Origin of the sequence: Flammeovirga aprica JL-4, assembly GCF_012844305.1 — a bacterium.
GTDB lineage: Bacteria > Bacteroidota > Bacteroidia > Cytophagales > Flammeovirgaceae > Flammeovirga > Flammeovirga aprica.
This window is the reverse complement of the sequence record NZ_JABANE010000009.1, coordinates 55065-81121: the sequence shown is the minus strand read 5'-3', so window position 1 is coordinate 81121 and position 26057 is coordinate 55065. Positions and strand designations below refer to the sequence as shown.

The 26057-nt window shown below is 37.0% G+C and carries 18 protein-coding genes; 8 read left to right on the top strand and 10 right to left on the bottom strand.

Features of this window, described 5'->3' with window-relative positions:
• Positions 1–15 precede the first annotated feature (15 nt).
• Both HHU12_RS05020 and HHU12_RS05015 read right to left on the bottom strand, forming a co-directional pair.
• Positions 16–3195: a SusC/RagA family TonB-linked outer membrane protein gene (locus HHU12_RS05020; RefSeq protein WP_169655574.1), complete on the bottom strand. Its 3180-nt coding sequence runs from the start codon at positions 3193–3195 to the stop codon at positions 16–18.
• A gap of 1040 nt (positions 3196–4235) precedes the next feature.
• On the bottom strand, positions 4236–5114 hold the full coding sequence (locus HHU12_RS05015) for a TIGR01777 family oxidoreductase (protein WP_169655572.1): 879 nt from the start codon (positions 5112–5114) through the stop codon (positions 4236–4238).
• 130 nt (positions 5115–5244) lie between these two features.
• Between HHU12_RS05015 and HHU12_RS05010 the strand changes: the two genes are divergently transcribed.
• Together HHU12_RS05010 and HHU12_RS05005 are read left to right on the top strand one after the other, a co-directional pair.
• Positions 5245–8253 carry an amidohydrolase family protein gene (locus HHU12_RS05010; RefSeq protein ID WP_169655570.1) on the top strand — a complete coding sequence of 1003 codons (3009 nt, stop codon included), beginning with the start codon at positions 5245–5247 and terminating at the stop codon, positions 8251–8253.
• A gap of 57 nt (positions 8254–8310) precedes the next feature.
• Positions 8311–9603 (top strand): amidohydrolase family protein, encoded by a 1293-nt coding sequence (locus tag HHU12_RS05005; RefSeq protein WP_169655568.1) that lies wholly within the window; start codon positions 8311–8313, stop codon positions 9601–9603.
• A gap of 225 nt (positions 9604–9828) precedes the next feature.
• Here the strand turns inward: HHU12_RS05005 and mrdA are convergent, their stop codons facing one another.
• The 4 genes from mrdA to HHU12_RS04985 are packed head-to-tail and all read right to left on the bottom strand — an operon-like array spanning position 9829 to position 14661.
• On the bottom strand, positions 9829–11775 hold the full coding sequence (mrdA, locus tag HHU12_RS05000) for a penicillin-binding protein 2 (RefSeq protein ID WP_169655566.1): 1947 nt from the start codon (positions 11773–11775) through the stop codon (positions 9829–9831).
• 18 nt (positions 11776–11793) lie between these two features.
• Positions 11794–12828 (bottom strand): vWA domain-containing protein, encoded by a 1035-nt coding sequence (locus HHU12_RS04995; RefSeq protein WP_169655564.1) that lies wholly within the window; start codon positions 12826–12828, stop codon positions 11794–11796.
• 24 nt (positions 12829–12852) lie between these two features.
• The gene (locus HHU12_RS04990; protein WP_169655562.1) at positions 12853–13758 is read right to left on the bottom strand and encodes a hypothetical protein; all 906 of its coding nucleotides are present in this window, start codon (positions 13756–13758) and stop codon (positions 12853–12855) included.
• 30 nt (positions 13759–13788) lie between these two features.
• Positions 13789–14661: a DUF58 domain-containing protein gene (locus HHU12_RS04985; protein WP_044207638.1), complete on the bottom strand. Its 873-nt coding sequence runs from the start codon at positions 14659–14661 to the stop codon at positions 13789–13791.
• Between the two features lie 171 nt (positions 14662–14832).
• Between HHU12_RS04985 and HHU12_RS04980 the strand changes: the two genes are divergently transcribed.
• A complete protein-coding gene (locus HHU12_RS04980) occupies positions 14833–15204 on the top strand; it encodes a DUF4296 domain-containing protein (RefSeq protein WP_169655560.1) in 372 nt (123 codons plus the stop codon).
• A gap of 337 nt (positions 15205–15541) precedes the next feature.
• Positions 15542–17737: a B12-binding domain-containing radical SAM protein gene (locus HHU12_RS04975; protein ID WP_169655558.1), complete on the top strand. Its 2196-nt coding sequence runs from the start codon at positions 15542–15544 to the stop codon at positions 17735–17737.
• 82 nt (positions 17738–17819) lie between these two features.
• Here the strand turns inward: HHU12_RS04975 and HHU12_RS04970 are convergent, their stop codons facing one another.
• Complete coding sequence (locus HHU12_RS04970; protein ID WP_169655556.1) at positions 17820–18905, bottom strand: sensor histidine kinase; 1086 nt, start codon at positions 18903–18905, stop codon at positions 17820–17822.
• 252 nt (positions 18906–19157) lie between these two features.
• Here HHU12_RS04970 and HHU12_RS04965 point away from each other — a divergent pair, with 252 nt between their 5' ends.
• Complete coding sequence (locus tag HHU12_RS04965) at positions 19158–19898, top strand: shikimate dehydrogenase family protein (RefSeq protein ID WP_169655554.1); 741 nt, start codon at positions 19158–19160, stop codon at positions 19896–19898.
• A 63-nt stretch (positions 19899–19961) separates the two neighbouring features.
• Here HHU12_RS04965 and HHU12_RS04960 read toward each other — a convergent pair whose 3' ends face one another.
• From HHU12_RS04960 to HHU12_RS04955, 3 genes are all read right to left on the bottom strand, one after another.
• The gene (locus HHU12_RS04960; protein WP_062619048.1) at positions 19962–20288 is read right to left on the bottom strand and encodes a nucleotide pyrophosphohydrolase; all 327 of its coding nucleotides are present in this window, start codon (positions 20286–20288) and stop codon (positions 19962–19964) included.
• Positions 20289–20750: 462 nt separating this feature from the next.
• On the bottom strand, positions 20751–20873 hold the full coding sequence (locus tag HHU12_RS35590) for a hypothetical protein (protein WP_262889372.1): 123 nt from the start codon (positions 20871–20873) through the stop codon (positions 20751–20753).
• 607 nt (positions 20874–21480) lie between these two features.
• Positions 21481–22962, bottom strand: coding sequence for an SDR family oxidoreductase (locus tag HHU12_RS04955; RefSeq protein WP_169655552.1), 1482 nt, complete (start codon positions 22960–22962; stop codon positions 21481–21483).
• Positions 22963–23153: 191 nt separating this feature from the next.
• On the opposite strand from HHU12_RS04955, the gene HHU12_RS04950 reads away from it, so the two are divergent.
• The 3 genes from HHU12_RS04950 to HHU12_RS04940 all read left to right on the top strand — a co-directional run bounded on the left by HHU12_RS04950 (position 23154) and on the right by HHU12_RS04940 (position 26056).
• Positions 23154–23852 carry a hypothetical protein gene (locus HHU12_RS04950; RefSeq protein ID WP_169655550.1) on the top strand — a complete coding sequence of 233 codons (699 nt, stop codon included), beginning with the start codon at positions 23154–23156 and terminating at the stop codon, positions 23850–23852.
• A 285-nt stretch (positions 23853–24137) separates the two neighbouring features.
• Positions 24138–25112: an AAA family ATPase gene (locus tag HHU12_RS04945; RefSeq protein WP_044212563.1), complete on the top strand. Its 975-nt coding sequence runs from the start codon at positions 24138–24140 to the stop codon at positions 25110–25112.
• Positions 25113–25123: 11 nt separating this feature from the next.
• Entirely contained in the window at positions 25124–26056 is a 933-nt protein-coding gene (locus HHU12_RS04940) for a DUF58 domain-containing protein (protein ID WP_169655548.1), read from the top strand.
• Position 26057 lies beyond the last annotated feature (1 nt).

Genomic DNA, 26057 nt, shown 5'->3' with positions numbered 1-26057 from the left:
TGTTAAGATTTTAGATTAGAAAGTGATATCAACACCGAAACCAAAACTGTTTGTATTTGGCATAGAGAATCTCTCAAAAGATCCACCCATATTGTTATTACCCTGAGATGATTCAGGATCAAAGTTTGGTAATTCTGTCCATAGTAAAATATTTCTAGCAAATACAGATAAACCAAGACTTGTTGTTCCTTTGATGATTTTATTTGGGAATTTATAACCTATCGAAAGCTCTCTTAGTTTCACGAAAGAGTTGTCATAGATATAAGCCTCATTAATATTTCCTTCTACATTATCATATCTTCTTTGATAAGCACCACTGTCAGACTCACCACCTCTTTGAATATCATTTGGTGATCCATCTGCTTTTTCACCTGGATAAATAAATGGATTGGTTCTATCAGCAGTTACTTCACTTACACCGTAAAGATTGATCAGACCGTTTGAACCTGAATACATTTGACCTCCTTGTTTCCACTCAAAAGTAGCTCCCAATGACCATGTTTTGTAATTCAAGTTGGTACCAAAACCAAGAATGAAATCTGGCGTTACATCACCAATAATTTTTGCAGGTCCTGCCATTGGCAAACCATAATCAGCTGAGTTAGGGTCTTCATTAACTAGAATTCCGCCATTTGGACCTCTTTGGAAACTACTACCATAAATTACTGGGAAAGCAAACCCTGCCGCAGCTCTTACTTGTGGTGTAGTAAATCCACCTAAGAAGATACTTTCTACACCTTCTGCCAACTCATCTACTTTACTTATAATTCTTGAATAATTGACATTCACTGACCAGGTCCAATCTTGCGTTTGTACAGGGATTACATTTAAAGTTACCTCATGCGCATTAGTTGTAATCTTACCTCCATTTGTTTCTAATTCTTCAAAACCTGTAGATGCGGTAAGAGGTACTGCAAAAATCTGATCCGTTACGTTTTGTCTTGAATAAGTATATGAAAGGGTAATTCTATCATTAAGGAATCCTAAGTCTGCACCCAACTCATAAGAGGCAGTATTTTGTGGTTTCAGGTTAGGGTCAAATAATTTAGCATTTTGAGTATATGAATTCACATTGGCTCCATTGATAGCTAAAGGATAACTGATTGGGAATGGTCCTGATCCAAACCATCCGCCACCATAGGTAGGTAAAGCATAAAAGTTTTCAAAATACTCACCTGCTTGTCCTACTTGTGCCCATGACGCTCTCAATTTCAATAATGATACCTTATCAACATCATCCATAAAGTCCATTTCACTCAACACAAAACTACCCGATATAGAAGGATAGAAGAAGTTTCTGTTGTTTCTAGGCATTGTAGAAACATAATCTGTACGTCCTGTTGCAGTAAGGTAAAGTAAACTCTTGTAGGAGTAAGAAACACTTGCAAAGAAACCTACTGTACGTGTTCTCCTTTGTTCTTCTTGTGCAGTGATCACCTTAGTATTTTCAATATGTTTCCATCCACCGAAGTTGAACTGCTGACCATCTTGAGTATAGGTCTTCTTTCTTGTATCATTGACCTCATTACCAATGATGGCACTCAAGTTATTATCTGTATTGATTTTCCAGTTCAAATTCACTGTTGTCAATGAATTCAAAATATTATTCGTTACACCTCTGTTGGTAATTTTACCTTCAGCACCTCTGTGACCATATTCAAAAATATCCTGGAAGTGGGTGGTATAAGTATCAACACCCAATTGATATTTCACTCTAATATCTAGGTCTTGTGTGATATCTGTTTCATACTGTACGTATGCATTACCAAAGAAACGATCCGTTCTATCATTGAAAACGTTGTTTTGAGCGGCCCAATAAGGGTTGTCAAATGTTGGGGAACGATAATAGATTTGTTGATAAGGGTTATCAGGGTTTGCAAATGGAATACCTTTCAAATCATAAGAGGTTGGTGCTGCATAAACACCCGCTAGTGCTGCGTCATTACCTGCTGATAATTTATTGATGTTTGTATTTACATAATTCGCTGAAACACCTACAGAGAAGAAATTGTTGACTGTAGCATCAAACTTACCTTTTGCATTCCATCTGTCCATACCTGTGGAAGGTGCTACACCGTTCTGAGTCGTATTACCTAAACCAATACTGTAGTTGGCGTTTTCTGTGGACTGGCTGACACTAATTGATGTGTTTACTGTAGAACCAGTTCGGAAATAATCACCAAAGTTGTCATAAGTGTTAGGTGCTACCCATGGATCAAGACCTGCTTGCTCTCTTTGTGCTACAAAATATTTCCCTGGCTGTCCTTGATTGTTACCACCAACGTTGGGATCATCTGGAAGCTGAGACATTGGGATACCCCAAGCTTGCGAACTATTAGAAACATAATTTCCACCAGTACCTTGTGAGTAAGCAGTTTGGTATTCTGGCTTACGCGAAACAGTTTCCCAGCTGGTGAAGTTATTAATTCTTACTACCGGCTTACCCATCTTATTGCCTTTACCACTTTTGGTTTTGATAATAATCACACCATTCGATGCTCTAATACCATAAAGTGCAGCAGCAGCTTGACCTTTCAGAATGTTGATGCTTTCAATGTCGTTGGGATCAATATCCACAGCTCTGTTTGAGATATCACTACCTGTTACAGAACTACCAGTACTAAAGTCAGGGTTTGAGCTGATCGGCATACCGTCAATCACGTATAAAGGAGCGTTATTTCCTGTAAAAGATCTTGCACCTCTGATGTTGATCTGAGTAGAAGCACCCGGCATACCTGATGATGGTTTAATGTCTACACCAGAAATTTTACCTTGCATAGATCCCGCTAAACCAGGGTTACCTGTTCTCTGCAGATCTTCCGTCTGTACTTCTTGTACTGCGTATCCAAGTGATTTTTTATCTTGTGTTTGCCCCATGGCTGTGACTACAACTTCATCAAGTTCTTCAGCGTCTACCTCCATTGGCACATCAATCACTGACTGTGTTCCTACTGGAACTTCTTGGGATGCGTAACCAATAAAACTGAAAACGAGTACATCGTCATTATCAACACCCAAGGTGAATTTACCATCGAGATTTGTAATCGTACCTTTTGAGGTTCCTTTTACCACTACTGTAACACCTGGTAAAGGTTCTCCTCCGTCAGAAACTGTACCCGTCACGGTACGCTCTTGACCGTATGCTCCTACAAAGCTAATTGTAACAGCAACTAAGAGTAAAAGTATTTTTTTCATAAAAATTTAGAAGAAATAATTGAGCTTTGAGAGGAGTAAAATGAAATAGTATTTAAGGTAAGTAATAAGACAAAATTACTTAATACTAATTCCAATTATTATTTTGTGATTACTGCCTTAAAAAAACGATCAATAGAACTGCTATTTATCCGTTTTTTTGCGTTGTACTCACAAAAAATAATTAAGAATTAACTATCAATTACTTTTGGCTTAGTACTTAGATTGAGTGGTTATCAAAATTACTAGACAAATTTTTGAACGAAAAACCAATTCCAGCCTACATCAAGAATTAGGTATGTGTGATTGTTGATATTTCTGGGTGCATTTTCATATTTGATTTAAATACCCGATCTGATTTGTCTCAGTATTTAAATAAAAGCTTCAATAAAAACTCCATCTCTTTCGTTTTGGATTTTTGTTTACTTCATATGACCTAATAAAGAAAAGATTAAGAAGAGTCAAAGTAGAAGTAGAAAAACTGTTGCTTCAAGGCAATGTATAATTTTAATGTTAGACTTAATATATTGTTAGAAGATACAGATTGTCTTCGTTTCATATAAATTTAATCAATTCATTAACAGATGAATAAATATTAACATCAATACTTAATGAAGTACAATACTACATTGGTTTTATTCAAAAAAAATGTTCACAAAACAATAAATACATTACATGAGATATTGAAATACACTAGAATTGATCAATAATTTAAGGTTTCCCATAACATTATAAAAGATTGAGAATAGGGACATTCTACAAAACACAGTGCATTAGGATTGGCTTTAATTTTAAGATATACATGATAATGAGATTAGATAAACTTTCATACAATAGGCACTGATTGTTGTTAAAGTCTTTGGGTTTCAATTTTTAGCATCAGTGCCTATGATTCAATGAAATTAGCATAAGTAAGTTTTATAATATGAACGATTATAATATGCAGAAAGCTAAATGTCTAGTATTCACAAAAAAAAGAGGCGACATTCTTAATGTTGTCACCTCTTTTATTAGAATAGTGTAAAATGTTATAGAACACATGTTTAAACAAGGACAGTTTCAATTTCTTTATTTTTAAACTCAAAATTCAAGTTTTTATCCAATGATTTCACCTTTGCACTGTTCAGAACCAATGCTACGCTTTCTCCTAATAATAACTTAAGTGCAAAAACAGGCACGTTCGGGAGTAATAAAGGACGGTGGTAAAACTTCGCCACTCTCTTTGTCATTTCCTTATTCGTTACTGGTGTTGGAGTCACTGCATTATGAATTCCTTCCATTTGTTCATTTTCCATTGAAAAAATGATCAATCGGACGATATCTTCCAGACTTATCCAAGACATCCATTGCTTTCCTGTTCCCAACGGTGCACCTACTCCAAACTTAATAGGCATCGTAATTTTTGAGAGCGCTCCACCTTTATTAGACAAAACAACGCCTAACCTCAATTTCACCAATCGGCTTACCGTTAAAACATCCATAGTATCTTCCCATTTCTTCACTACTTCCGATAGAAAATCACTGCCCACCTCTGCTTTCTCATCCAGCCATTCTTCCGCTCTATCACCGTAATAACCTATTGCTGAAGCACAGATCACTGCTTTCGGAGGATGTTCCAGTGCATTGATTGTCTCCATCAATAAAGTTGTAGCCCCCACTCTGCTCTTCAGTATTTCTTCTTTCGCTTTTGGCGTCCACCTGCCTTCCCCCACATTCTTCCCTGCCAAGTGAATGACAACATCTACTCCATCAAATGCTTTCTTATCAATTACGTTATTCTCCAAATCCCATTTATAGCGGGGTATTGATTTACTAAGGTCCTCCTTCCGGGATAACCAACCTACTTTATGTCCTCCTCTGATTAATTCTTTTGAAAGTTCTTTTCCTATAAGTCCTGAACCTCCTGTTATAAGTATTTTCATAGTTATTTTCTGTTCAATTGATAACAATATAACCAATTAATAAAGATGTTGTTTTGCTTTATTTTGAATACTGCTTAAGTTAGTAGTTCAATATAACACAACTTCCAATTCAATTTAATATAACTTCAATATGATTAGACTCAACTCACTATTAAGTGTTGTTCTGTTATTGATTTGTACTTGTTTCAATGCCCTTGCACAGGAAACATTTACAATAAACGGTGTTCGGGACGACAGGAGTAATTATTATGCCATCACCAATGCAACAATCCACATTTCCCCTTCTGAAAAACTAGAAAATGCTACTTTGGTCATCAAAGAAGGTAAAATTGTAAGCGTAAATAAAAGCAATGCAGTTCCTAAAGGTGCGGCGGAAATTAATGCGAAAGGAAAACATGTTTACGCCTCATTCATCGATGCCAATTCACATTACGGTATGCCCGGCGTGAAAAAAGGCAGTTTCTGGTCATGGACGAAACCAGAAAATATTGGGCCTCAAAACCCTAAAGCCTACAATGCCAACGATGCGATAAGAGCTAATAATAATGCCGCTGAACTTTTTAAAAGTGATGACAAAAAAGCGGAGGCAATGCGTAAAATAGGTTTCGGCAGTGCTTTGACTTATCTGCCTGATGGCGTAGCTAGAGGTACATCAGCTTTGATTACTTTTGGCAAAGGAAGAGCCAATACTTTAATTCTTGAAAACCAAGTAGGCGCTCATTATGCTTTTGACAAAGGTTCTTCGGCTCAAATGTATCCTGTTTCTACCATGGGTTATGTAGCACTTTTAAGACAGACTTATTATGATGCTCAATGGTATGCTGAAGGTGGTAAAGAAAAATTTACAGACTTAACGTTGGAAGCATTTAATGCTACACAATCTTTCCCTCAATTCTTTGATACCAAAGACCTTTTTGACTTGGAAAGAGCGGCTAAAGTTGGGAAAGAATTCAACAAAAAATATATCTACGTGGGTAATGGTGATGAATACCAAGATTTAACTACCCTAAAGCAATTCCAGCCTTCTCTGATTATCCCTATCAGCTATCCTCAACCTATCAATGTAGTTGACCCTATTGATGCAATGAATGCTCCTTTCTCAGAAATGAAACACTGGGAATTAGCCCCTTCTAACCTCGCTATGCTTGAAAAGGAAGGATTTACATTTGCTATCACAGCCTCAAAATTGGATTCAAAGACTTCATTTTTAAAGAATTTACGTTTGGCAGTTGAAAGAGGGCTTTCTGAAGAAAAAGCATTAGAAGCGCTTACGGTCACTCCTGCACAGTATATCAATGCCTCTTCGAGATTAGGTACTTTGGAACCTGGTAAAATTGCCAACTTCATTATCACATCTGATAATATCTTTTCTAAAAAAGGAAAAGTACTTGAAAACTGGATCAGAGGACATCAGTTTGTCATTGAAAAATGGACAAATGAAGATTTGATCGGTAATTATGCCTTGAAAGTGAATAGTTCTACTTACACCCTTAAAGCATCAGGTGATAACCCTTCTGCTCCTAAGTGGAATGTTTCTATCAACGACTCTACAAAATTGGACACTAAAGCTACTTTACACCAAGGAATGATGACGTTAGCTTTTGCAGGTGATACTACTAAAAATGCTCCTAAAATTCGTCTTTCGGGATGGGCTGATCAAAACGGTAATTTCAGTGGTGAAGGTAAAGACACTAAAGGCGAATGGGTGAAATGGACTGCAGTGAAAGCGGTGGCTTCTTCTGATAAAAAAGAGGATCAAAAGAAAGATAAAGAGGAGAAAGCTAATGTTCTTGGTGATGTTATTTATCCTTTCAGTGCTTATGGGAGCAAGGAAATTGCAAAACAAGAAGATATTTTAATAACAGGTGCTACAGTCTGGACCAATGAAAATGAAGGTGTTTTAGAAAACACTGATGTTTTGATTAAAGAAGGAAAAATCGTCAAAATAGGTCAAGGTTTAAAGGCTAGTAAAAAGACACGTGTTATTGATGGAAAAGGAAAACACCTTACGGCTGGTATTATAGATGAACACTCTCATATTGCCTTGTTCAGTGTGAACGATGTAGCTGTAATGTCTTCAATGGTAAGAATGGAAGATGTTGTCAACCCCAATGATGTAGACATTTACCGTCAATTAGCCGGTGGTGTTACTTCAGCCCAATTACTTCACGGTTCTGCCAATCCTATCGGCGGTCAGTCTGCTATTGTTAAGATGAAATGGGGACACACTAACCCTGAAGAACTTCTTTTCCCGAATGCAAAACCTTTTATCAAATTTGCCTTGGGTGAAAATGTAAAACGTTCGAGCTGGCCAATGTCTCACCGTTTCCCTCAAACAAGAATGGGTGTTGAAGCGGTTTATAACGACGGTTTTGCTAGAGCAAGAGCATACGATAAAGCTCATAAAGAATATGCTGGTCAAGGTCCAAAACCAAGAAAGGATCTTCAACTTGAAGCATTAGCACAGATCTTAAATGACGAGCGTTTTATCTCTTGTCACTCTTATGTGCAATCAGAAATCAATATGTTGATGAAAGTAGCTGACAGTTTTGATTTCAGAGTAAATACTTTCACTCATATTTTGGAAGGCTACAAAGTAGCAGATAAAATGAAGGAACACGGTGCAGGTGCTTCCACTTTCTCAGATTGGTGGGCCTATAAATTTGAGGTTTATGAAGCTATTCCTCAAAATGCTGCGTTGATGACTTCTCAAGGTGTGACAGTTGCTATCAACTCTGATGACTCTGAAATGGGAAGAAGATTAAACCAAGAAGCAGCAAAAAGTGTAAAATATGCTGATATGTCAGAAGAGGAAGCATTGAAAATGGTGACACTTAACCCTGCCAAATTACTTCAAATCGATGATCAAGTGGGATCAATCAAAGTTGGTAAATCTGCAGATGTGGTGCTTTGGACAGATCACCCACTTTCTATTTATGCTAAATCAGCTTACACTTTAGTGGACGGTACGGTGTATTTTTCATTAGAAAATGATGAGCAATTAAAAAAGGAAATGACAGCAGAACGTGCTCGCTTGGTGGCTAAAATGCAAGAGGCGATTAAAAACGGTGCAAAGCCAAAAGATGTTGCTCCAAAAATCAATCATCATATGCACTGTGATCACTTGCATTTAGATTAATACCACGTAGGGGTAGACCTATGTATCTACCCGAAAAAAAAGAAAAACTCATTCAACATGAAAAAAACATATTATATATTTTCTGTCATTTGTGGATTGCTTTTGTCGATCAACGCAAATGCACAGGTACCAACACCAGCCAAAGCACAGTCTAAAGGTGTTGTGCTGAAAGGAGGAGAAATTCATGATGGGTTAGGAAAAGTAATTCCTAATGCTGTCATCGCCTTCAACGAGGGAAAAATCACTTTTATCGGTGAAAGCTTTTCTGACGATAGTTATGAAGTAATTGATATCTCAGGTCAAAAGGTATACCCTGGTTTTGTACTGCCAACTTCAGAGCTTGGATTAGTGGAAATTGAAGCGGTAAGTGCCTCTAATGATAATTATGAAACGGGTAAAATCAACCCTGAAGTACGTTCTGTCATTGCTTACAATACAGATTCACATGTTATCCCAACAGTGAGAAGCAACGGTGTTTTAGTAGAACAAGTAATGCCAAAAGGTGGAATTTTCTCTGGAAGATCTTCAGTGGTACAGCTCGACGCTTGGAACTGGGAAGATGCTTTAATCAAGGAAAACGATGCTCAGCATTTACGTTGGCCAAGAAAGTATTACAGCCCTTCATGGACAAGCCCAGAAAAAGGTTTGATTATCTCTAAAAGCTATCATCAGCAAGTGGCTTTAATTGAGAAAACATTAAGAGACGCCGAAGCTTATAGTCAAGGTGAACCTACTCCTGTTCCTGATTTCCCTTTGGAAGCTATGAAGGAACTTTTCTCTGGAAAAGAACAACTTTTTATTCATGTGGATGAAGCAAAAAGTATTGTTGAGGCAGTGAAATTAGCTCAAAAATATAATGTCAAAAACGTTGTAGTGGTAGGTGGAACTGATGCTTGGTTAGTGGCAGACTTCTTAAAATCAAATGCTATTCCTGTTTTAATGACCGACGTTCATAGCTTGCCTGTCCGTGAACAGGATGATGTGGATCTACCTTACAAAAGAGCTAAACTTTTACAAGATGCTGGCTTGATAGTAGGGCTTACACATTCAAGTCCTTCAAACTCAAGAAACCTTCCTTTCTATGCCGGTACTGTAGCCGCTTATGGGGTGGAAAAAGAAGATGCTTTAAAAATGATCACTTCTAACACTGCTAAAATTCTTGGAATTGAGAAGCAATACGGTAGTCTTGAAGTGGGTAAATCAGCGACTATCATTGTCAGCGAAGGTGATGTTTTGGATATGAGAACAAGTAAAATCAACCATGCGTTTATTGATGGAAGACAGATTGATTTAAACAACAAGCACAGTATGTTGTACAAGAAATTCAAAGGGAAGTACGATAATCAGTAATCTTATTGGGGTCGTGGGGGGCTGTAGGGGTAGACCTATGTGTCTACCCGCTAATCCACCAAATAACACAAAAGGTCATAATTTTACAGAATTATGACCTTTTGTGCTTCATGAAAATCTACGTTCATTGAATGTATTCATTGATTCAGCCATTCATTATCATTTATCTGATAAAATTATTAGACAAATTGACAGCGGGTAGACACATAGGTCTACCCCTATGGGTTATGCCTCAGGTGATGTTGTCACCTTGATTGAATCTTGTTTTGCTCTTTTCTTTTGAAGTTCTAATCTTCTTGCTTTTGCTTGTTCCCTTTTTTCCTTCAAAATACGTTCTCTTTCCCTTCTATCCTTTTCTCTCTGAATCAGATCAACGCTATCTACATATTTTTCAAGATAACCTCTTTTCGCTTCTCCATTTACATATTTCTCCATCATCAAGCTGGCAATTGGCGCCGCCCAAGTACCACCAAAACCTGCATTTTCAACATATACAGCAATAGCGATCTTAGGGTTATATAATGGAGCAAATCCCATAAATATGGAGTGGTCTTCACCATGAGGGTTTTGAGCTGTACCTGTTTTACCACAGATTACAATATCAGGGCTATAGGCTCTCTTCGCTGTACCAATGCGTGGTACTTCTGACATCGCTCTGGCAATATGATCTACATATTCAGGTTTTACATTCACCTTATGTTTTTCCTTATATTCCGGCAGTGGTCCTTCTCCTCCAACATCTTTAATGATATGAGGAGTATAATAATACCCTCGATTGGCGATGATTGCTCCTAGGTTGGCCAATTGAATTGGCATCGCCAGCACCTCACCCTGCCCAATACTGATGGAGTGAATGGTACTGATTTTCCAGCCTCCGCCTTTATAAATTCTATCGTATAATTTAGAACTTGGTACTAAACCACCTTTCTCATAAGGCATATCCACCCCAAGCTTACGACCTAAACCATATTCCATCACTTCTTCTTTCCATTCATCCAATGTCTTACGCAGAAGGTCCGACGTCTCATAACGTTTTCCTTCGTCGTTCAACATTCTTCGGATCTCTTGATAATACCAAGGGTTACAAGAGTTGACAATAGAACCAGAAACATTTAATGGTGATTTATGATCATGGCAGCCCACCAGGTGTTTATTACAGCTGAAATAAGTTGTCAAGGTATCAACAGCTCTGTTCTGCAATCCAATCATTGCCATAACGGTTTTAAAAGTAGATCCGGGAGGATAACGGGATTGCATGGCTCTGTTGAAAAGTGGTTTATCCTCACTTCTCGACAGTTCACTGTATATTTTTGAGACTCTTTTACCTTCTCCAGTCAATTCGTTGGGGTCATAAGAAGGTGCTGAAATCATCGCTAAAATCTCTCCTGTACTTGGATCAATGGCTACAATTGCCCCTTTCTTTCTTCTCATCAACTGCTCTCCGTAAGCTTGAAGATCAAGATCAATAGAAGAGGTTAAAGTGGCACCTACTCTAGGAATGGTATCAAACTTACCATCTTCAAATTTACCTTTCGTAACGCCTTTTACGTTTTTCATGATGTAGCTTACACCACGCTGACCACGCAATTGCTCTTCGTAATATTTCTCTACACCACTCTTACCGATAAGGTCACCACTTTGGTAATATTTAGCTGTATCTTTCTGTAAAAAAGTTGACGAAACTTCCTTTACATAACCAAGTGCATTGGCTAAACTTTTATGAGGATAAGAACGGATAGTTCTTGCTTGTATACTGAGTCCTTTGAAAGAAATAATTCTATCCTGAATTTGAGCGTACTCCTGTTCTGTCAATTGCTTTTTGAAAATGGAAGGCTTATACCAAGAATATCTTTTGGCTTTTTTGATATTATCCCTGAATTCCTCCATGGTGTAATCCAGCATTTGCGCAAGTCCTGTAGAATCTTCAGGAGCGAGCTTGAAATATTTGGGTACAATCATAATGTCAAACACCGCTGCGTTTGATGCCAGTAGCTTTCCGTTACGGTCGTAAATCATACCGCGCAATGGATATTCTACCACTCTTTCCACAATGTTGGCTTCTGCCCTTGTTTTATAGTTCTTACTGAATACCTGAATATTCAATAGCACTATTGCATAAGTGATAAATAGTATAGAAAAGCCAATGATTATATGCCAACGTCTTACTTCCATTCTTCCCCTTCGTTCTTCTTAATCTTCTAAAGCATTTGTAAGGAATGTGCTCTTCAGCGCCATCCATATCAGGAAGAAAACAATACCCCAAACTAAATAAATGTGGTAAAAATCTTTCGTATCCTTATATCTTGTTTCTTTGATTTCAGCTTTCTCGTATTGATCAATCTGGTCAAAGATGGCTGTTAAAGCTTTATTATTCGTAGCTCTAAAATACTTCCCTTTACCAATTTTTGCAATTTCTCTGAGCGCTGTTTCATCCAAATGTTGCTCAATATATCTTGGTCTGCCAAACATGTCCGTTCCGTAAGGTACTCTACCTTCTTTCCCCACACCAATAGCATATACTTTCACACCGTAACCGTAAGCCAATTCAGCGGCTGTTTTTGGATCAATACTACCCGCTGTATTCTCACCATCTGAAAGCAAAATCGCAACTTTTGATTTCGTTTCAGACTCTCTCATACGGTTAATTGCCACACCCAAAGCAGAACCAATCGCCGTTCCTGGCTCCTTGATCATATCAAAATCAATATCCTTGATCAAGTTCTTCAGAAGGCTGTAGTCCGTCGTTAAAGGTGCATAAGAAATGGCCTCTCCAGAGAAAATTACCAAACCGATTCTATCTTGAATTCTACCATCAATAAAACGAGTGGCTACTTTTTTGGCAGCTTCCATTCTATTCGGTACAAAATCTTCAATTTTCATGGAATGAGAGATATCGAGAATCAACATAATGTCAATACCTTCCGTCCATTGTTCCACCTGCTCATTGGTTTTCTGAGGTCTTGCCATTGCCACCATCATCAACGCTATAGCAATAGAAAGCATCAAAGGCGGTAAAAAGCGCAATAAAGTACTCCAATCCGCTTTCAAATGGCCTTCAGGTAAAGCTACATCTAATTTCTGACGTACTCTATAGCGAAATAACCATCTTAATAAGAAGAGAATTGGTATACCTAAAATGCCGTATAAGAAAATAATATTTCCCCAATCATAACCTTTTAAGACCGCAGGTGTAAACCAGTCAAGTGATAATATATTTTCGTACATGATTGTCTTCGTACTTAATCTTTTCTATTTCTTAAAAACAAATGCTCCCTCAGGCTTAGCCATTGCATACTCCTGCCCTTGTTCTGCCCACTCTTTTAATCCTTCAAGGATATCCTTTACCTCTTCCTCACCCTGTCCGGCGTAGATCACTCTATCCAGTACTTTGAGTTGTCCTTCAAGTTCTTTGGAATGCAACGCCTGTCCTGCTTCTTTAGAAGTCATGGCTTGAATAGGCACATCTACCACAGAAGACATAAATGACTTCCAGATGACCACCGATTCTTCTACGTTGTTGACAGTCATATCTCCATTTAAATGACTGCTGTAATTCTGCAAGAACTGCTCGTAACGTTTCTGAAGTTTTTTCCTTCTGAAATACTCTTTGATCTTTCCACCAAATCCAACTAAGACCACCAAAGCAATGACTACTAATATTCCCAAAAAGATCAGGTAATAAGGGTAGTTGAATTTCTCTTCTAAAGGAACATATTCCGCATTGGCATACAACTGTAAGGAATCAGGCATTACTTTAATTAAATCTTTAAAGAAAATACCGTCCAGCATAGCCATCACAGAATCTTTTTCTCCCTGATTGTATACCCAAACCGGCAAACCTAATTCATAAACCGAATCGATGTCATACGCCGCTAAAGTGTATTCCACACAATCCACACTGACGTCATTGGTGGTTCTTGTGGGGAAATAAGTCTTATCCAACAGTTCAAAAGGAGCAAAATTATAGGTAGAATCAGGAAATAAGACTTCCGCATCTGAAGAGTGTTCATAACGGAGCGTGTATTTCACTTCTTCACCCAGCATAATACTGTCAGTATTAAAACGGCCATAAGGAAGATTGTCCTGTTGCCCTACTACTGCATTTGCTGTTAGTATGAATGTGATAAAAAGTATATTAGTTAAAATCTTATTCATTAGAATACGCATTATCAGTCACTCTAATTTTTATTTTTTTGATGCATTTCTGACTTTAAACAAGTTGATCAGCTTTGGTACATAATCTTCCTGCGCATTTACAAAAAGATAGTTGCCTCCATTTCTTCTGATCAGATCACTCAGAGCTATTCTGTTTTTAGCATAGAACTTATCCAAACGGTCTCTGAATTGTTTTGAAGAGGTATTGACCCAAATCGTCTTGCCTGCTTCTTTATCAAAAAGAGGTGCAATACCGATTCTTGGGAAAGTGGTTTCTCTATCATCGCCCACGTGAATCACAATCAGGTCATGTTTTCTGCACAATGCTTTCAAGTGTCTTTCATAACCCTCGTCCACAAAATCGGAAATCACAATCACAATTGTTTTTCTTTTCAGCATAGCCAAAGCTTGTCCCAAAGCCCTGCCGATATTTGTTTTAGGCGATCGTGGTTTTAGCCTGAACAACTCACCAAAAAGCTGATAAGCATGTTTCTGACCTTTATTGGGCTTCATGTATCTTTCCTTGTCATCAGAGAAACAAAGCAGTCCTACAGAACTTGCTTCCTTGATGGCTGATAGAGACAATACACCTGTTATTTCTTTGGAGATATCTATTTTTTTCCTTCCCTGCTTACCAATATCCTGAGAGGCACTCACGTCCACTACAAAGAAAACACTTTGTTCTTTTTCTTCCTTAAATGTCTTGACAAAAGTTCCATGTCCCTTTGCGCTTACATTCCAATCTATATGTCGGATGTCGTCTCCGTACTGATACAACCTCACATCATCGAACTCCAAACCTGACCCTTTGAATACAGAGTGGTAATCGCCTTGCATATGCGAGTCGATCGCTTTTCTGATACGAATTTCGTAGCGTCTTAGCTTTTTGAGCAGTTCTTTCATTACAATTCGGTGTTTCTTCTTAACATTTTCTCTTTTCCGAGTTACCAAATTTAGTTCAACCATATTGTTGTGAGCAACTTGAAAGCTCATTTAACACTATTTAACCACAATTTTAGCTGTGGTAACAAAATATGATTCCTGCATTTAAACACTTTGGGTATTTTTGCCTTTATGAAAAGAATATTTAATGTACTCGCATTAGGACTTTTACTTATCGGTTGCGGTCCTGAAAAACCACAAGCTCCGGCGGATTTAGTGCCAAAGGATAAAATGGTTGAAGTATTAATAGATCTCTACAAAGCGGAAGCTACCGTTTCTACGCAACACCTTCCGAAGGATGAAGCAATGAACGCTTACCAGCAATTGGAAGGTGGAGTATACTCTAAAAACGATATCGACTCTGCTGCTTTCAATAAAAGCTATGCATACTACTTGAAGGAAGATGTGGAAACTGCCGCTGAAATCCAGAAGGAAGTTGTTGAGCAATTAAAAAAGGCGAAAGAAGCATTGGCTGAAGCGAAAGCCAGCTCGTCAAAAAAGTAAAAAACAAGTGAGCCTAAAACGGTATAGTCCGTGGCAGCTTGATCAAAATATTGAGAGAGGATATATAGTCGAAGTATTGATAATGCTTTTTTTAAGGCTGAATTTAATAATTCAACTATCTTAAGTACCAGGGCAAATGAAAACGGACATTTTATTTTATCTTTTTTATCCTAAAATTATCCCTTTTCCTCTGTCCTAGTACTTTAACTCCTTTTCAAAGCCTTTTTTAATTATCTTATGGTAAAGAAGGCTTTTAGGCACCTTTGCGTGCCTTTTTCTGTTTATATCAGGCATAAACTTGATATAGAAAATTATGAAATCAATAGATCATTCATAAATGTCCATAAAAACATTATTAGTCACCCCTCCACTTACACAGTTGAACACACCCTATCCTGCTACTGCGTATTTGAAGGGCTTTTTAAGAGAGAAGAATATTGATGCTTTTCAGGTCGATTTAGGCTTGGAATTGGTATTGAAAATATTCAGTGAGGAGGGACTTTCGGCTTTGTTTGACGAAGCTGAAGAGGTCATCGGCGATTGTTCTGACAATGTGCAGAGGATATTTATGCTGCAGGATGATTACCTGGAAACGATCACTCCCGTAGTTCGTTTTCTTCAAAATAAAGACAACACGCTCGCTCATAGTATCTGTCAGGAAAACTTCCTGCCAAGAGCTAAAAGGTTTCAGCAAGTCAATAATGTGGACTGGACTTTTGGTACTATGGGCATCAATGACAAAGCAAGGTATTTGGCTACTTTATACCTTGAAGACCTAGGTGACTTTATTATTGAGGCCATCACAGAAGATTTTGGTTTTAGCAGATACGCCGAACGAATAGCAATGTCGGCAACGAATTTCTCTCCAATCGAGGAAGCATTACAACAGCCTTCTCATATACTTGACCAATGGTTATTAGAAATTCTTGAAGAGAAAATTCAACTCGTCAATCCTGATCTTATAGCGCTCACAGTTCCATTCCCTGGCAACCTTTATGGTGCATTGAAATGCGGTAAATACATCAAAGAAAATCACACTGATGTAAAAGTGGCTATGGGTGGCGGTTATCCTAATACTGAATTAAGATCACTGCAAGATCAACGCGTTTTTCAATACCTTGATTTCATCACACTGGATGATGGCGAGGGACCACTAATCAACCTTCTTAAATTCCTAGAAGGGAAAATAGCTTCACAACAATTACAACGCACTTACCTTATCAATGAGGAAGGAACGTTGCAGTTTATAGACCAAAAAGTACAGAGTGTAATTCCACATGCTGAAGTAGGCACACCAGACTATTCTGACCTGCTTCTGGATCAATACCTTTCTGTAATTGATGTAGCCAATCCAATGCACCGACTTTGGAATGACGGACGTTGGAATAAACTGACGGTCGCTCATGGTTGCTACTGGAAAAAATGTACTTTCTGTGACATCTCTCTTGATTATATCGGAAGATATGATCCTGCTCCTGCCAATATGATTGTAGACAGAATAGAGAAGATTGTTGCAGAGACAGGACAGACGGGCTTTCACTTTGTAGATGAAGCCGCTCCTCCTTTGGCTTTAAGAGATATTGCTATTGAACTGATCCGCAGAGGGACTAAAATTACTTGGTGGGGAAATATTCGATTTGAAAAAACATTTACTCCTGACCTTTGTAAGTTACTAGAACTTTCGGGCTGTGTGGCCGTATCAGGAGGAATTGAGGTAGCATCTGACCGTTTACTCCAATTGATGAAAAAAGGAGTTTCGGTAAAACAAGCCACACAGGTGACTCGTGCATTCAGCGAAGCGGGAATTATGGTTCATGCTTACTTGATGTATGGTTTCCCTACTCAAACCACACAAGAGACGATTGATTCATTGGAAGTAGTTCGACAAATGTTCAGTAATCACTGTCTTCACTCTGGCTTCTGGCATCAATTTGCCATGACGGCACATGCCCCTGTAGGGTTGGACCCAGAGGTTTATCAAGTGGAGCAAAAAGATTTTGAGTTTGAAGGTTTTGCATGGAATGATCTTCCACACAAAGACCCCACTGGAGCAAAGCATACCCGTTTCAGTGAAGGTTTGAAAGCTTCAATTTTCAATTATATGCACGGAGTGGAATTAGACTTGCCGGTTCACCGATGGTTTAATTTCTCTACCTCTTCTACTTCATTAGCTCCTAATCTCATTGAAGATTATTTAGCTGAAAAAGGAAAAGAAGATCATGAACTCTCAAAGCATTCATTGATTTGGCTTGGAAAAACACCAATGCTGGAAATTGATGAAGAGGAAGATTTCGGTCAACTTATTTTCATTAATAAAAAGGAAGATTTAGAAATTGAATGCCATCCTATTTTAGCAGAATGGATTGCTAACAATATTGAGACATTTAGTATCTATAATGAAGAAGGTTTCTTAAAAATAGAAGAGATTGCTGAGGCCTTTGAAGAAGAAACAGGATTCTCCTTTATCGATTTTACAGAAAGTGAAGTTTGGAAAACCTTAAGAGAAAATGGTTTATTGGTTATTCGACTTTAATCCGATTTTCCAATAAATAAAAAGTCTGTCATGCACCAATTTAAGGCAATGACAGACTTTTTTTATGTTGATGAATGATCGTTTATTTCGGAATGGAAAAGTAAAAAGTACTTCCTTTTCCCAATTCAGATTCTACCCAGATTTCTCCTTTATGACCATCTACGATTTTCTGACAGTTGGCCAATCCAATCCCTACTCCTTCATATTCCTTTTCTAAATGTAGACGCTGAAACATTCTAAAGATTTTCTTCTGGTTTTCCTCCGCTATCCCAATACCATTATCTCTTACGGAAAATACTTGTCTGTCCACTTCTTCTTTTACCGAGATCCCCACCTCTGGTACATTATCTTTGGATTGATATTTTATGGCATTAGTAATTAAGTTCTGGAAAAGCATTCGGATTTCAGATTCAGCACCAACGATAGAAGGAAGTTCATCCACTTTTAGATCCACTTTTTTATCATCCAGCAACTTCTTCAAATCACTTCTTATTTCCGAAAGCACCACATTACAATCCACAGTAACCATCTCCTTTTCACTGCCCAATCTAGAGTACTGCAATATATTGTGGACCATTCCTTTCACACGCAAAGTTGAAGTACCGATATAATCTAATATCTGCTCTCCTTGATCATCCAGAAGGTCTTTATATCCCAACAGTAACATTTCCACAAAACTTGCAATTGTACCCAGCGGTTCTTGCAAATCATGAGAGGTGATATAAGCAAATTCTTCCAAGGACTTATTCTTCTCTTCGAGAATTTCATTCTTCTTTCTCAACTCATTTTCTGCTTTCTTTAAAGACGTAACGTCTTCATATAAAATCACCAATTCATTGTCTGTCAATGGAAAGGCCTTTATACGGTAAGATCTCTTTATATAATTTACTTTTTCATCTCCAAACTCAATCTCCCCTACATCTACAGCTTCTTGTTTTTCAATACATTGAAGGTAAAGTTCTGGCAATCCTAATTCATAAATTCCTGGAAAAGAATCAATAAGCCTTGTTCCGATAAATTCTTTTATATCTACTCTTGAGGCTTTTTGATTTGCTTGATTGGCATAGACAAATTCAAAGTCTCGTGTTTCCCTATCCAAAAGTTTAAATACAACCAGAGGAATAGGTAACTTTTCTAAAATGTATAATGCGTTTAGAGTTTCACTCATTTTGGTCAGATCTTTTCAGATTTTAGCTATTCTTTTCCTCAAATACAAAATTACACCTGCTATCATTCCTCCTATAATGAAACATCAAAACACTTTGTGCAAAAAGTGCAAAATGTTGTGAGGATATCATTGCATATTGTTTTAAAGACTCAAACCTCAAATTTCCTGATCCATTTGAATGATGAAAGAAAAATGGAAAGCGTGAAAAAAGAAAAGTTGTTCGTAAATTGTAGGCCAAATTAATATAAGACTATGAAAAAATTTGGTTTAATAGGATACCCTTTGGGTCATTCTTTTTCAAAAAAATACTTTACAGAAAAATTCCAAGAGGAAGGAATTGAAGGGTGCGAATACGAACTTTACGAGCTTGAAAAAATTGACATTTTCTCTGATTTAGTTTCTAATACTGAGTTAACTGGCCTGAATGTAACTATTCCTTACAAACAGGATGTTATTCCTTACTTAGATCGATTGGACCCTGCCACTGCAGGTAAAATTGGAGCAGTCAACGTTATTAAATTTGAGGAAGACGGCACAAAAACAGGCTACAACTCAGATTATTATGGATTTAAAACATCACTTTTAGAGTTTTTACCTCATACAAAATTCAAGGCTTTGATTTTAGGTACGGGCGGTGCTTCAAAAGCCATCAAAGTAACTTTAGAAGACTTGGACATTCCATATCAGTATGTTTCTAGAAATAGGACTGAGGAAAGTATTTCTTATGCTGATATTACAGAAGAGATTTACGCCACTCACACTTTAGTGATCAATACAACTCCTCTTGGTATGCATCCTAATGAAGGAATTGCTCCCAAGTTGCCTTATGAATTGACGACTGAAAACCACTACTTCTTTGATGTAGTATATAATCCATCTGTTACCGAATTCATGAAATTAGGTGCTGAAAATGGTGCAAAAACCTTAAATGGTTTAGATATGCTAATTGGTCAAGCAGAAGCCTCTTGGAAAATTTGGAACGGAGAGTTTTAAATTTGAATGAAGTGTGTAGAATGAAGAATGTAGACCTAATTCTTCATTCTACATTCTTAATTTTTATTTCAATTTCTCATTGTTTTTATGACGGTCAGCATCTCTGATTGATTTCTTTTCAAGGTTCTTCTTTAATGCCTCTGTCAGATCAATACCCGTTTGATTCGCTAAACAAACCAATACAAATAATACATCTGCCATCTCATCACCTAAATCCACTTCTTCGTCAGACTTTTTGAAAGATTGCTCCCCATATTTTCTAGACATAATTCTAGCCACTTCCCCCACTTCTTCCATTAAAATAGCAGTATTAGTCAGTTCATTGAAATAGCGAACGCCTGTAGTGTTGATCCATTCATCAACAACTTTTTGTACTTCTTCTAGTGTCATGATTTCTTATTTTATTTTGGGGTAAAATAAAGGAATTAAAAATTAACAATGAAGAATTAAGAAAATGAACGATAAAATATTACTCATAAATTCATCGATGAGTTGATTTTGTACTTGCAGATTTTTTCCTAGTGGCATTGAATGGAAAAGCGTTAAGAATTTCATGGATTGAGCCGTTAAAAATGATTTTCTTGTTTGAGCACAGCGAGTTTAAAATCATTTAGGCAAGAGAAATGAAATTTAGCTTTTGCAATCACAACCTAGATTTTTTTGCTTCGTTTTTTCATCAATGGAAAAAATGAAGAAGACAGTATTTGGAAGGGTAAAGATGAAATTATGTTACGCCCTATTTTGAAATTGGTCGCCGGATTGATTGAAATATTTGGGTATAAAAAAAGCCCTCAAGGGCATCAAATCATTATCATATTTCGACTTTCCACCGATTGGAAAGTCGGGTATTGCTTAAGCTCCTTGCTTAACCGTACCCTTTATCTCCTTAGAGATTGTTGCTGTTTTTACTTTTGGCTCTGCTACCGCAATTCTTACAGGAAAGCCTGTTGGTGTTACTGTTATAATTGTTTTCATAATTTTAAATATTTATTTGTTTGTTTTAATTACTATTGGAAAACCTGATGGGGTTGTTGTGATTACTGTATTTTTCATAATTCTTAAATTTTAATTTTTGATATAGTTTAAATTATTTTCTGATTACTACTGGGTAACCTGTCGGTGTTATTGTTACGAATGTAATTTTCATGATTTTTTTATTTTAATTGTTATACAAATTATTTTACTGTTTTAATTACAACTGGAAATCCTGTTGGAGTCATTATTACGATTGTGTTTTCTAACTTATTCATTTTTCTTTTTGTTTAAATGTTTTCGATTTTGTTTTCATTATTATTACACGACAAAGGTGTAGGAAAGTTTCGAATTAATAAAGTGTATTTATACAATTAAAAGCTAAATAAACGAAATATTAATAATGCTCATTTACACACTTTATTATATTTTATTTTGACATTTAAACTTATAAAAGGAAAAAGAAATAGAAGTGTACACGCATCATTTATAGAATTGATGCAAGTGTCTGAGTGTACACTTAATCGAAATTTTCAATGTTAACAAATTGTTAATGTTTTAATTCCTCGAATTTCCAGTAAAATCTCTCCGAAAATGTAACTCTTTGTAGTTAAGTGACTTTTAGACGCTTTTTCACATGATGTGAATCTTGATAAGCTAAAATGTTTTTGGCCATGCCTGGAAAGACAAACATGTGCAATGGAAATACTAAGTACCAATACAATCTGCCCCAAACTCCCAAAGGCCTGAAAGTTGCTTTTTGCTCCAACCATTGTTTTCCGTCTTTGTTCTTCACTCTAAATTCCAGCCAAGCCTCACCCGGCAATTTCATCTCGGCAAACAACAATAGCCTCTTATGTTTTTTATCTGCTAAGATCACTCTCCAAAAGTCCAACGCTTCACCTGTTTTCAAATCGTATTGGCTTCTTCTTCCTCTTCTTAATCCAACACCTCCTACCATTTTATCCATAAAGCCACGAATTTTCCAAAGCCATGTACCATAATACCACCCTCTTTCACCACCAATAGCCCAAACATTATCCAATACTTCATCTACAGGACGTTGAATTTGAAATTTTCTAAAGTCGACAAAACAGCCATATTTAGGTACTTGAATCATATCTAAAAAGTCTTCACGAATAGGACCAATAATAGATTCTTTCCAACTTGATACTACTTCATTTTGAGCAATTTTCTGAAAAGCACTTTCTAATGCCTCTTCATAGGTTAAGAGTTTTACAGGAACGATTTTCTGAATCTCACTATCATTACAAACCACTTCATTTCCCATACTTTCTACAAGGCTTCGAGCCAATGAATAAGTTGTAGATGTCACGAAATACAACCAATAAGAAGACAGATTAGGTGTAAAGACAGGAACTACGAGAATCCGCCTTTGTAATCCTCTTACTTTCGCAAACTGCAATAGCATGTCTTTATAGTTCAAAACGTCCTTTCCACCTATATCAAAGACTTTATTATAGGCTTCCTCTTTGAGCATGACACCCATCAAATAATCCATTACATTACGAATAGCTATGGGCTGGCATTTGGTCAACAGCCATTTTGGGGCCACCATCACAGGCAATTTTTCCACTAAATCTCTAATGATCTCAAAAGAAGCTCCACCTGAACCAATAATTATCGCTGCTCTTAAAACCGTCAATGCACTCTGAGTTTCACCTAAAATATGCTCCACCTCCACTCTTGATTGTAGGTGCCTTGATAGCTTTTTGCAATTGGCTATCCCTCCCAAATAAATAATTTGCTGACATTCTGTGGTCTTGATAAAATCTCTAAAGTTAATCGCTGCTGTTTTCTCCATTTTCTCAAAATCATCAAAAGAGTTACTCATGGAGTGCACCAAGTAATAAGCGACATCAAAATCTTTAGGGATATTCTCTAAGGAATCTGCATTAAGTAAGTCACCTTTCACCACTGTCACCGAATCCAAGAAAGAGTAATCGAAGTCTTCAAAGTCAAACCGCCTCGGGTCTCTGCACACACAAATAACTTCATGCCCTGCCTCTACTAATAAAGGCAACAAACGTCTTCCTATATATCCTGTTGATCCAGTAAGTAGTATTCTCATAAGTGAAATAGTGTATTGGTGTAAAACATCAACAATAAAAGCATTCAAATTGTTATCAGCAACTCTGATTTTTCCATTCCAATCTAATAAGTTCTTGATATAACTAAATGTTATGATCTATAACTTTAAATTGTTTAATATTAAACTTAATTATTCAAGATTTGTACTATCATAAACACAATTAAACAGATATGTACAAGAAAATTTTATTTACCCTACTATCCATAATCATCAGTACAACAATCACAATGGGACAAGACAGCACTGCTGTTCACAGTCCTGAAGAGGAAGTCGATGCGAGTAATCCTCTATCTAAAGGATTGAATGCTTATCAGATTGGGCGTTTTAAACCTAATCAAGTAGAGCTTCAAAACATTGTCAACTATACTACTGATAAGTGGTTTATAAGGGGAGCAATAGATTATACTAAGCCCTATGATGGTAAAGTCTATTATGGATCTTCCAGTTTTATGGTTTCTAGACTTTTTGAGTTTGCTAAGAACAATGAAAAGTGGAAAGTACAAAGTGGTTTTGGTGTAGTAGTCTCCAATTCAAAGGTAAATGGCTCAGCCATAGGTGTAAACTTTGTGGGTGTACAGACCAATGAGAAATGGAAGTTCGTAGAATTGCTGACTTACCAATCCAATGGAACCATAGAAGCACAATATGGTGCTTACTATAAATTCACTAAAAACGGAAACTGGGAAGTGAGAACCCACCCTAGAATGCTTTTTAATACACAAACTGGAGTACATGAAATTCCTGTCGGGGTTGGTTTAGGACATACCGTAAGAGCAAAAACATTTATGACCTACATCTATTGTGAGCCTGAATATGATCTCTATAATAATGAATACATAATTTATTCAGGGGTGAAATTCATTTTCTAAAAAAGAAGTAAGAGAACATCAATTTATTATTTACAGAAGCATTATAATTAGTAATAAATCATTAACTTCTAGTCATATAGAAAGCGGATAGGTAAAATACCTAACCATTAAAAATGAGAATTTTACTAATCAAAACCCCTTCTATTTCTAATAAATTTGAGTGTTCTCTTTTCATATAATAGAATAAATATTTCTTAATAAAATTATTTTTGTTTAATCTTAAACCGTTTATTTGTTTAATAACGAACAATTATAGCTTAATTATATTTACAAAACATTACTACCGTGACAGCATTAGAATCTATACAACAGTTACAAGAACAGATCTCCAAATCAATTATTGGCCAAGAGAAAGTGGTCAACCGAATTATTTCTTGTTTAATATCAGATGGTAACTTACTACTGGAAGGTCTTCCTGGATTAGCTAAAACTAGAGCGATCAATAGTTTAGCAAAAAATATGGATTTAGGATTGAGCAGAATTCAATTTACCCCTGATTTATTACCTTCAGATATTACAGGTACAGAAATTTACCAAAGTCAAGGTGAAGAAAGCTTTGTGTTCCAGCAAGGTCCTATCTTCAACAACTTAATCTTAGCGGATGAGATCAACCGTGCTCCTGCAAAAGTACAATCGGCTTTATTGGAAGCGATGCAAGAAAGACAAGTAACAGTAGCGGGTAATACCTACGAATTACCGAAACCTTTCTTCGTGATGGCCACTCAAAACCCTATTGAGCAAGAAGGTACTTATCCTCTTCCAGAAGCTCAAATGGACCGTTTTCTAATGCATGTTATCGTCAATTATCCTTCTGAAGAAGCAGAGTTAGAGGTATTGCGTTTGGTAAGAAACGAAGAGAAATCTGCCGGAGAAAAGAAGGAATCTAAAGCAAAAGAAAAACTGCCAAAAGAAATTGTATTTGATGCTCGTAAAGAGGTACAAGAAGTACACGTTTCTGAGGCAATCGAAAAATATATCGTAGCATTAGTTTACGCTACAAGAACTCCTGAAAAATACAGCGAAGATTTAGCGAAATGGATCGATGTAGGTTGCTCGCCTCGTGCGACAATCGCATTAGATAAAGTAGCTAGAGTACAAGCTTGGTTGAATGGTCGTGATTTTGTGAAACCGGAAGATATTCAAGAGGTGATCAAAGATGTATTCCGCCACAGAATTGTAAGCAGTTTCGAAGCGAATGCTTTAGGAATTTCCAAAGAACAAATCATTGATGAACTGATCAGTAAAGTGGCAGTTGCTTAATCTCTTTTCTTATGAGTAAATCAGAAAAAGAAAATCCAACATCAGGTTATGTCACCCTCCATGAATTGCACGGTATGCAGTTTGAAGCATCAGGCTTCAGCTTTTTACCAAAATACAAAGTGCAATCGCTTTTGGCTGGCCGACATAAATCCGCGATGAGAGGAAGAGGTTTAGATTTCAAGGAAGTTCGTCAATATGTTGCGGGTGATGATATCCGAAACATTGATTGGAAAGTGACAGCACGTACTCAAAAAACGCATACCAAAGTATTTTCAGAAGAAAGAGAACGCCCAGTTCTTTTAGTGGTGGATCAATCTTCCTCTATGTTTTTTGGAACACAAAGCTATTTGAAATCGACAGTTTCCGCTCACCTTGCGGCACTTGGCGCTTGGAGAACGGTAGATGTGGGAGACCGAGTAGGTGCGTTTGTTTTCAATGATACAAAATTTGAAAATATCCGACCTCAGAGAAGTTCAACGGCCATTCTTTCGATGTTGAAAACCATAGAAGTTTACAACAATCAACTGAATGCCCAACAGCCTCCTCAATCCAAAACGTTGATTTTAGAAAGCGTTTTTCAAAAAGTAAGAAGTACAGTCAATCACGATTACTTGATCGTCATTATATCCGATCTTAGAGGAATTTCAGATAAAACCATTCATCATATCTTCAACTTGAAAAGACATAACGATGTCATGGTTTTTCATATTGAAGATGATTGGGAAAAAGAACTTCCATTGAGAGCCATTTCCCTTTCCAATTCGGACCGTCAGGTTTCTATTGAAAACAGTATGAAAAAAGTCCGAGAGAAACATCAGAAGGCTTTTGCGAACGAAAAAGAAATGCTCACAGATCAGTTTGCTGAATACGGTATTCCGGTACTTACTTTCAACACCAACGAAAGACTGGCAGATCAGCTTCGTGATTTACTAAAAGACCATTAAT

Excerpts from the sequence above, each read along its gene's own strand:
- HHU12_RS05020 (WP_169655574.1), bottom strand. The coding sequence starts at position 3,195 with ATGAAAAAAATACTTTTACTCTTAGTTGCTGTTACAATTAGCTTTGTA.
- HHU12_RS05015 (WP_169655572.1), bottom strand. The coding sequence starts at position 5,114 with ATGAAAATACTTATAACAGGAGGTTCAGGACTTATAGGAAAAGAACTT.
- HHU12_RS05010 (WP_169655570.1), top strand. The coding sequence starts at position 5,245 with ATGATTAGACTCAACTCACTATTAAGTGTTGTTCTGTTATTGATTTGT.
- HHU12_RS05005 (WP_169655568.1), top strand. The coding sequence starts at position 8,311 with ATGAAAAAAACATATTATATATTTTCTGTCATTTGTGGATTGCTTTTG.
- mrdA (WP_169655566.1), bottom strand. The coding sequence starts at position 11,775 with ATGGAAGTAAGACGTTGGCATATAATCATTGGCTTTTCTATACTATTT.
- HHU12_RS04995 (WP_169655564.1), bottom strand. The coding sequence starts at position 12,828 with ATGTACGAAAATATATTATCACTTGACTGGTTTACACCTGCGGTCTTA.
- HHU12_RS04990 (WP_169655562.1), bottom strand. The coding sequence starts at position 13,758 with ATGAATAAGATTTTAACTAATATACTTTTTATCACATTCATACTAACA.
- HHU12_RS04985 (WP_044207638.1), bottom strand. The coding sequence starts at position 14,661 with ATGAAAGAACTGCTCAAAAAGCTAAGACGCTACGAAATTCGTATCAGA.
- HHU12_RS04980 (WP_169655560.1), top strand. The coding sequence starts at position 14,833 with ATGAAAAGAATATTTAATGTACTCGCATTAGGACTTTTACTTATCGGT.
- HHU12_RS04975 (WP_169655558.1), top strand. The coding sequence starts at position 15,542 with ATGTCCATAAAAACATTATTAGTCACCCCTCCACTTACACAGTTGAAC.
- HHU12_RS04970 (WP_169655556.1), bottom strand. The coding sequence starts at position 18,905 with ATGAGTGAAACTCTAAACGCATTATACATTTTAGAAAAGTTACCTATT.
- HHU12_RS04965 (WP_169655554.1), top strand. The coding sequence starts at position 19,158 with ATGAAAAAATTTGGTTTAATAGGATACCCTTTGGGTCATTCTTTTTCA.
- HHU12_RS04960 (WP_062619048.1), bottom strand. The coding sequence starts at position 20,288 with ATGACACTAGAAGAAGTACAAAAAGTTGTTGATGAATGGATCAACACT.
- HHU12_RS35590 (WP_262889372.1), bottom strand. The coding sequence starts at position 20,873 with ATGAAAACAATTATAACAGTAACACCAACAGGCTTTCCTGTAAGAATT.
- HHU12_RS04955 (WP_169655552.1), bottom strand. The coding sequence starts at position 22,962 with ATGAGAATACTACTTACTGGATCAACAGGATATATAGGAAGACGTTTG.
- HHU12_RS04950 (WP_169655550.1), top strand. The coding sequence starts at position 23,154 with ATGTACAAGAAAATTTTATTTACCCTACTATCCATAATCATCAGTACA.
- HHU12_RS04940 (WP_169655548.1), top strand. The coding sequence starts at position 25,124 with ATGAGTAAATCAGAAAAAGAAAATCCAACATCAGGTTATGTCACCCTC.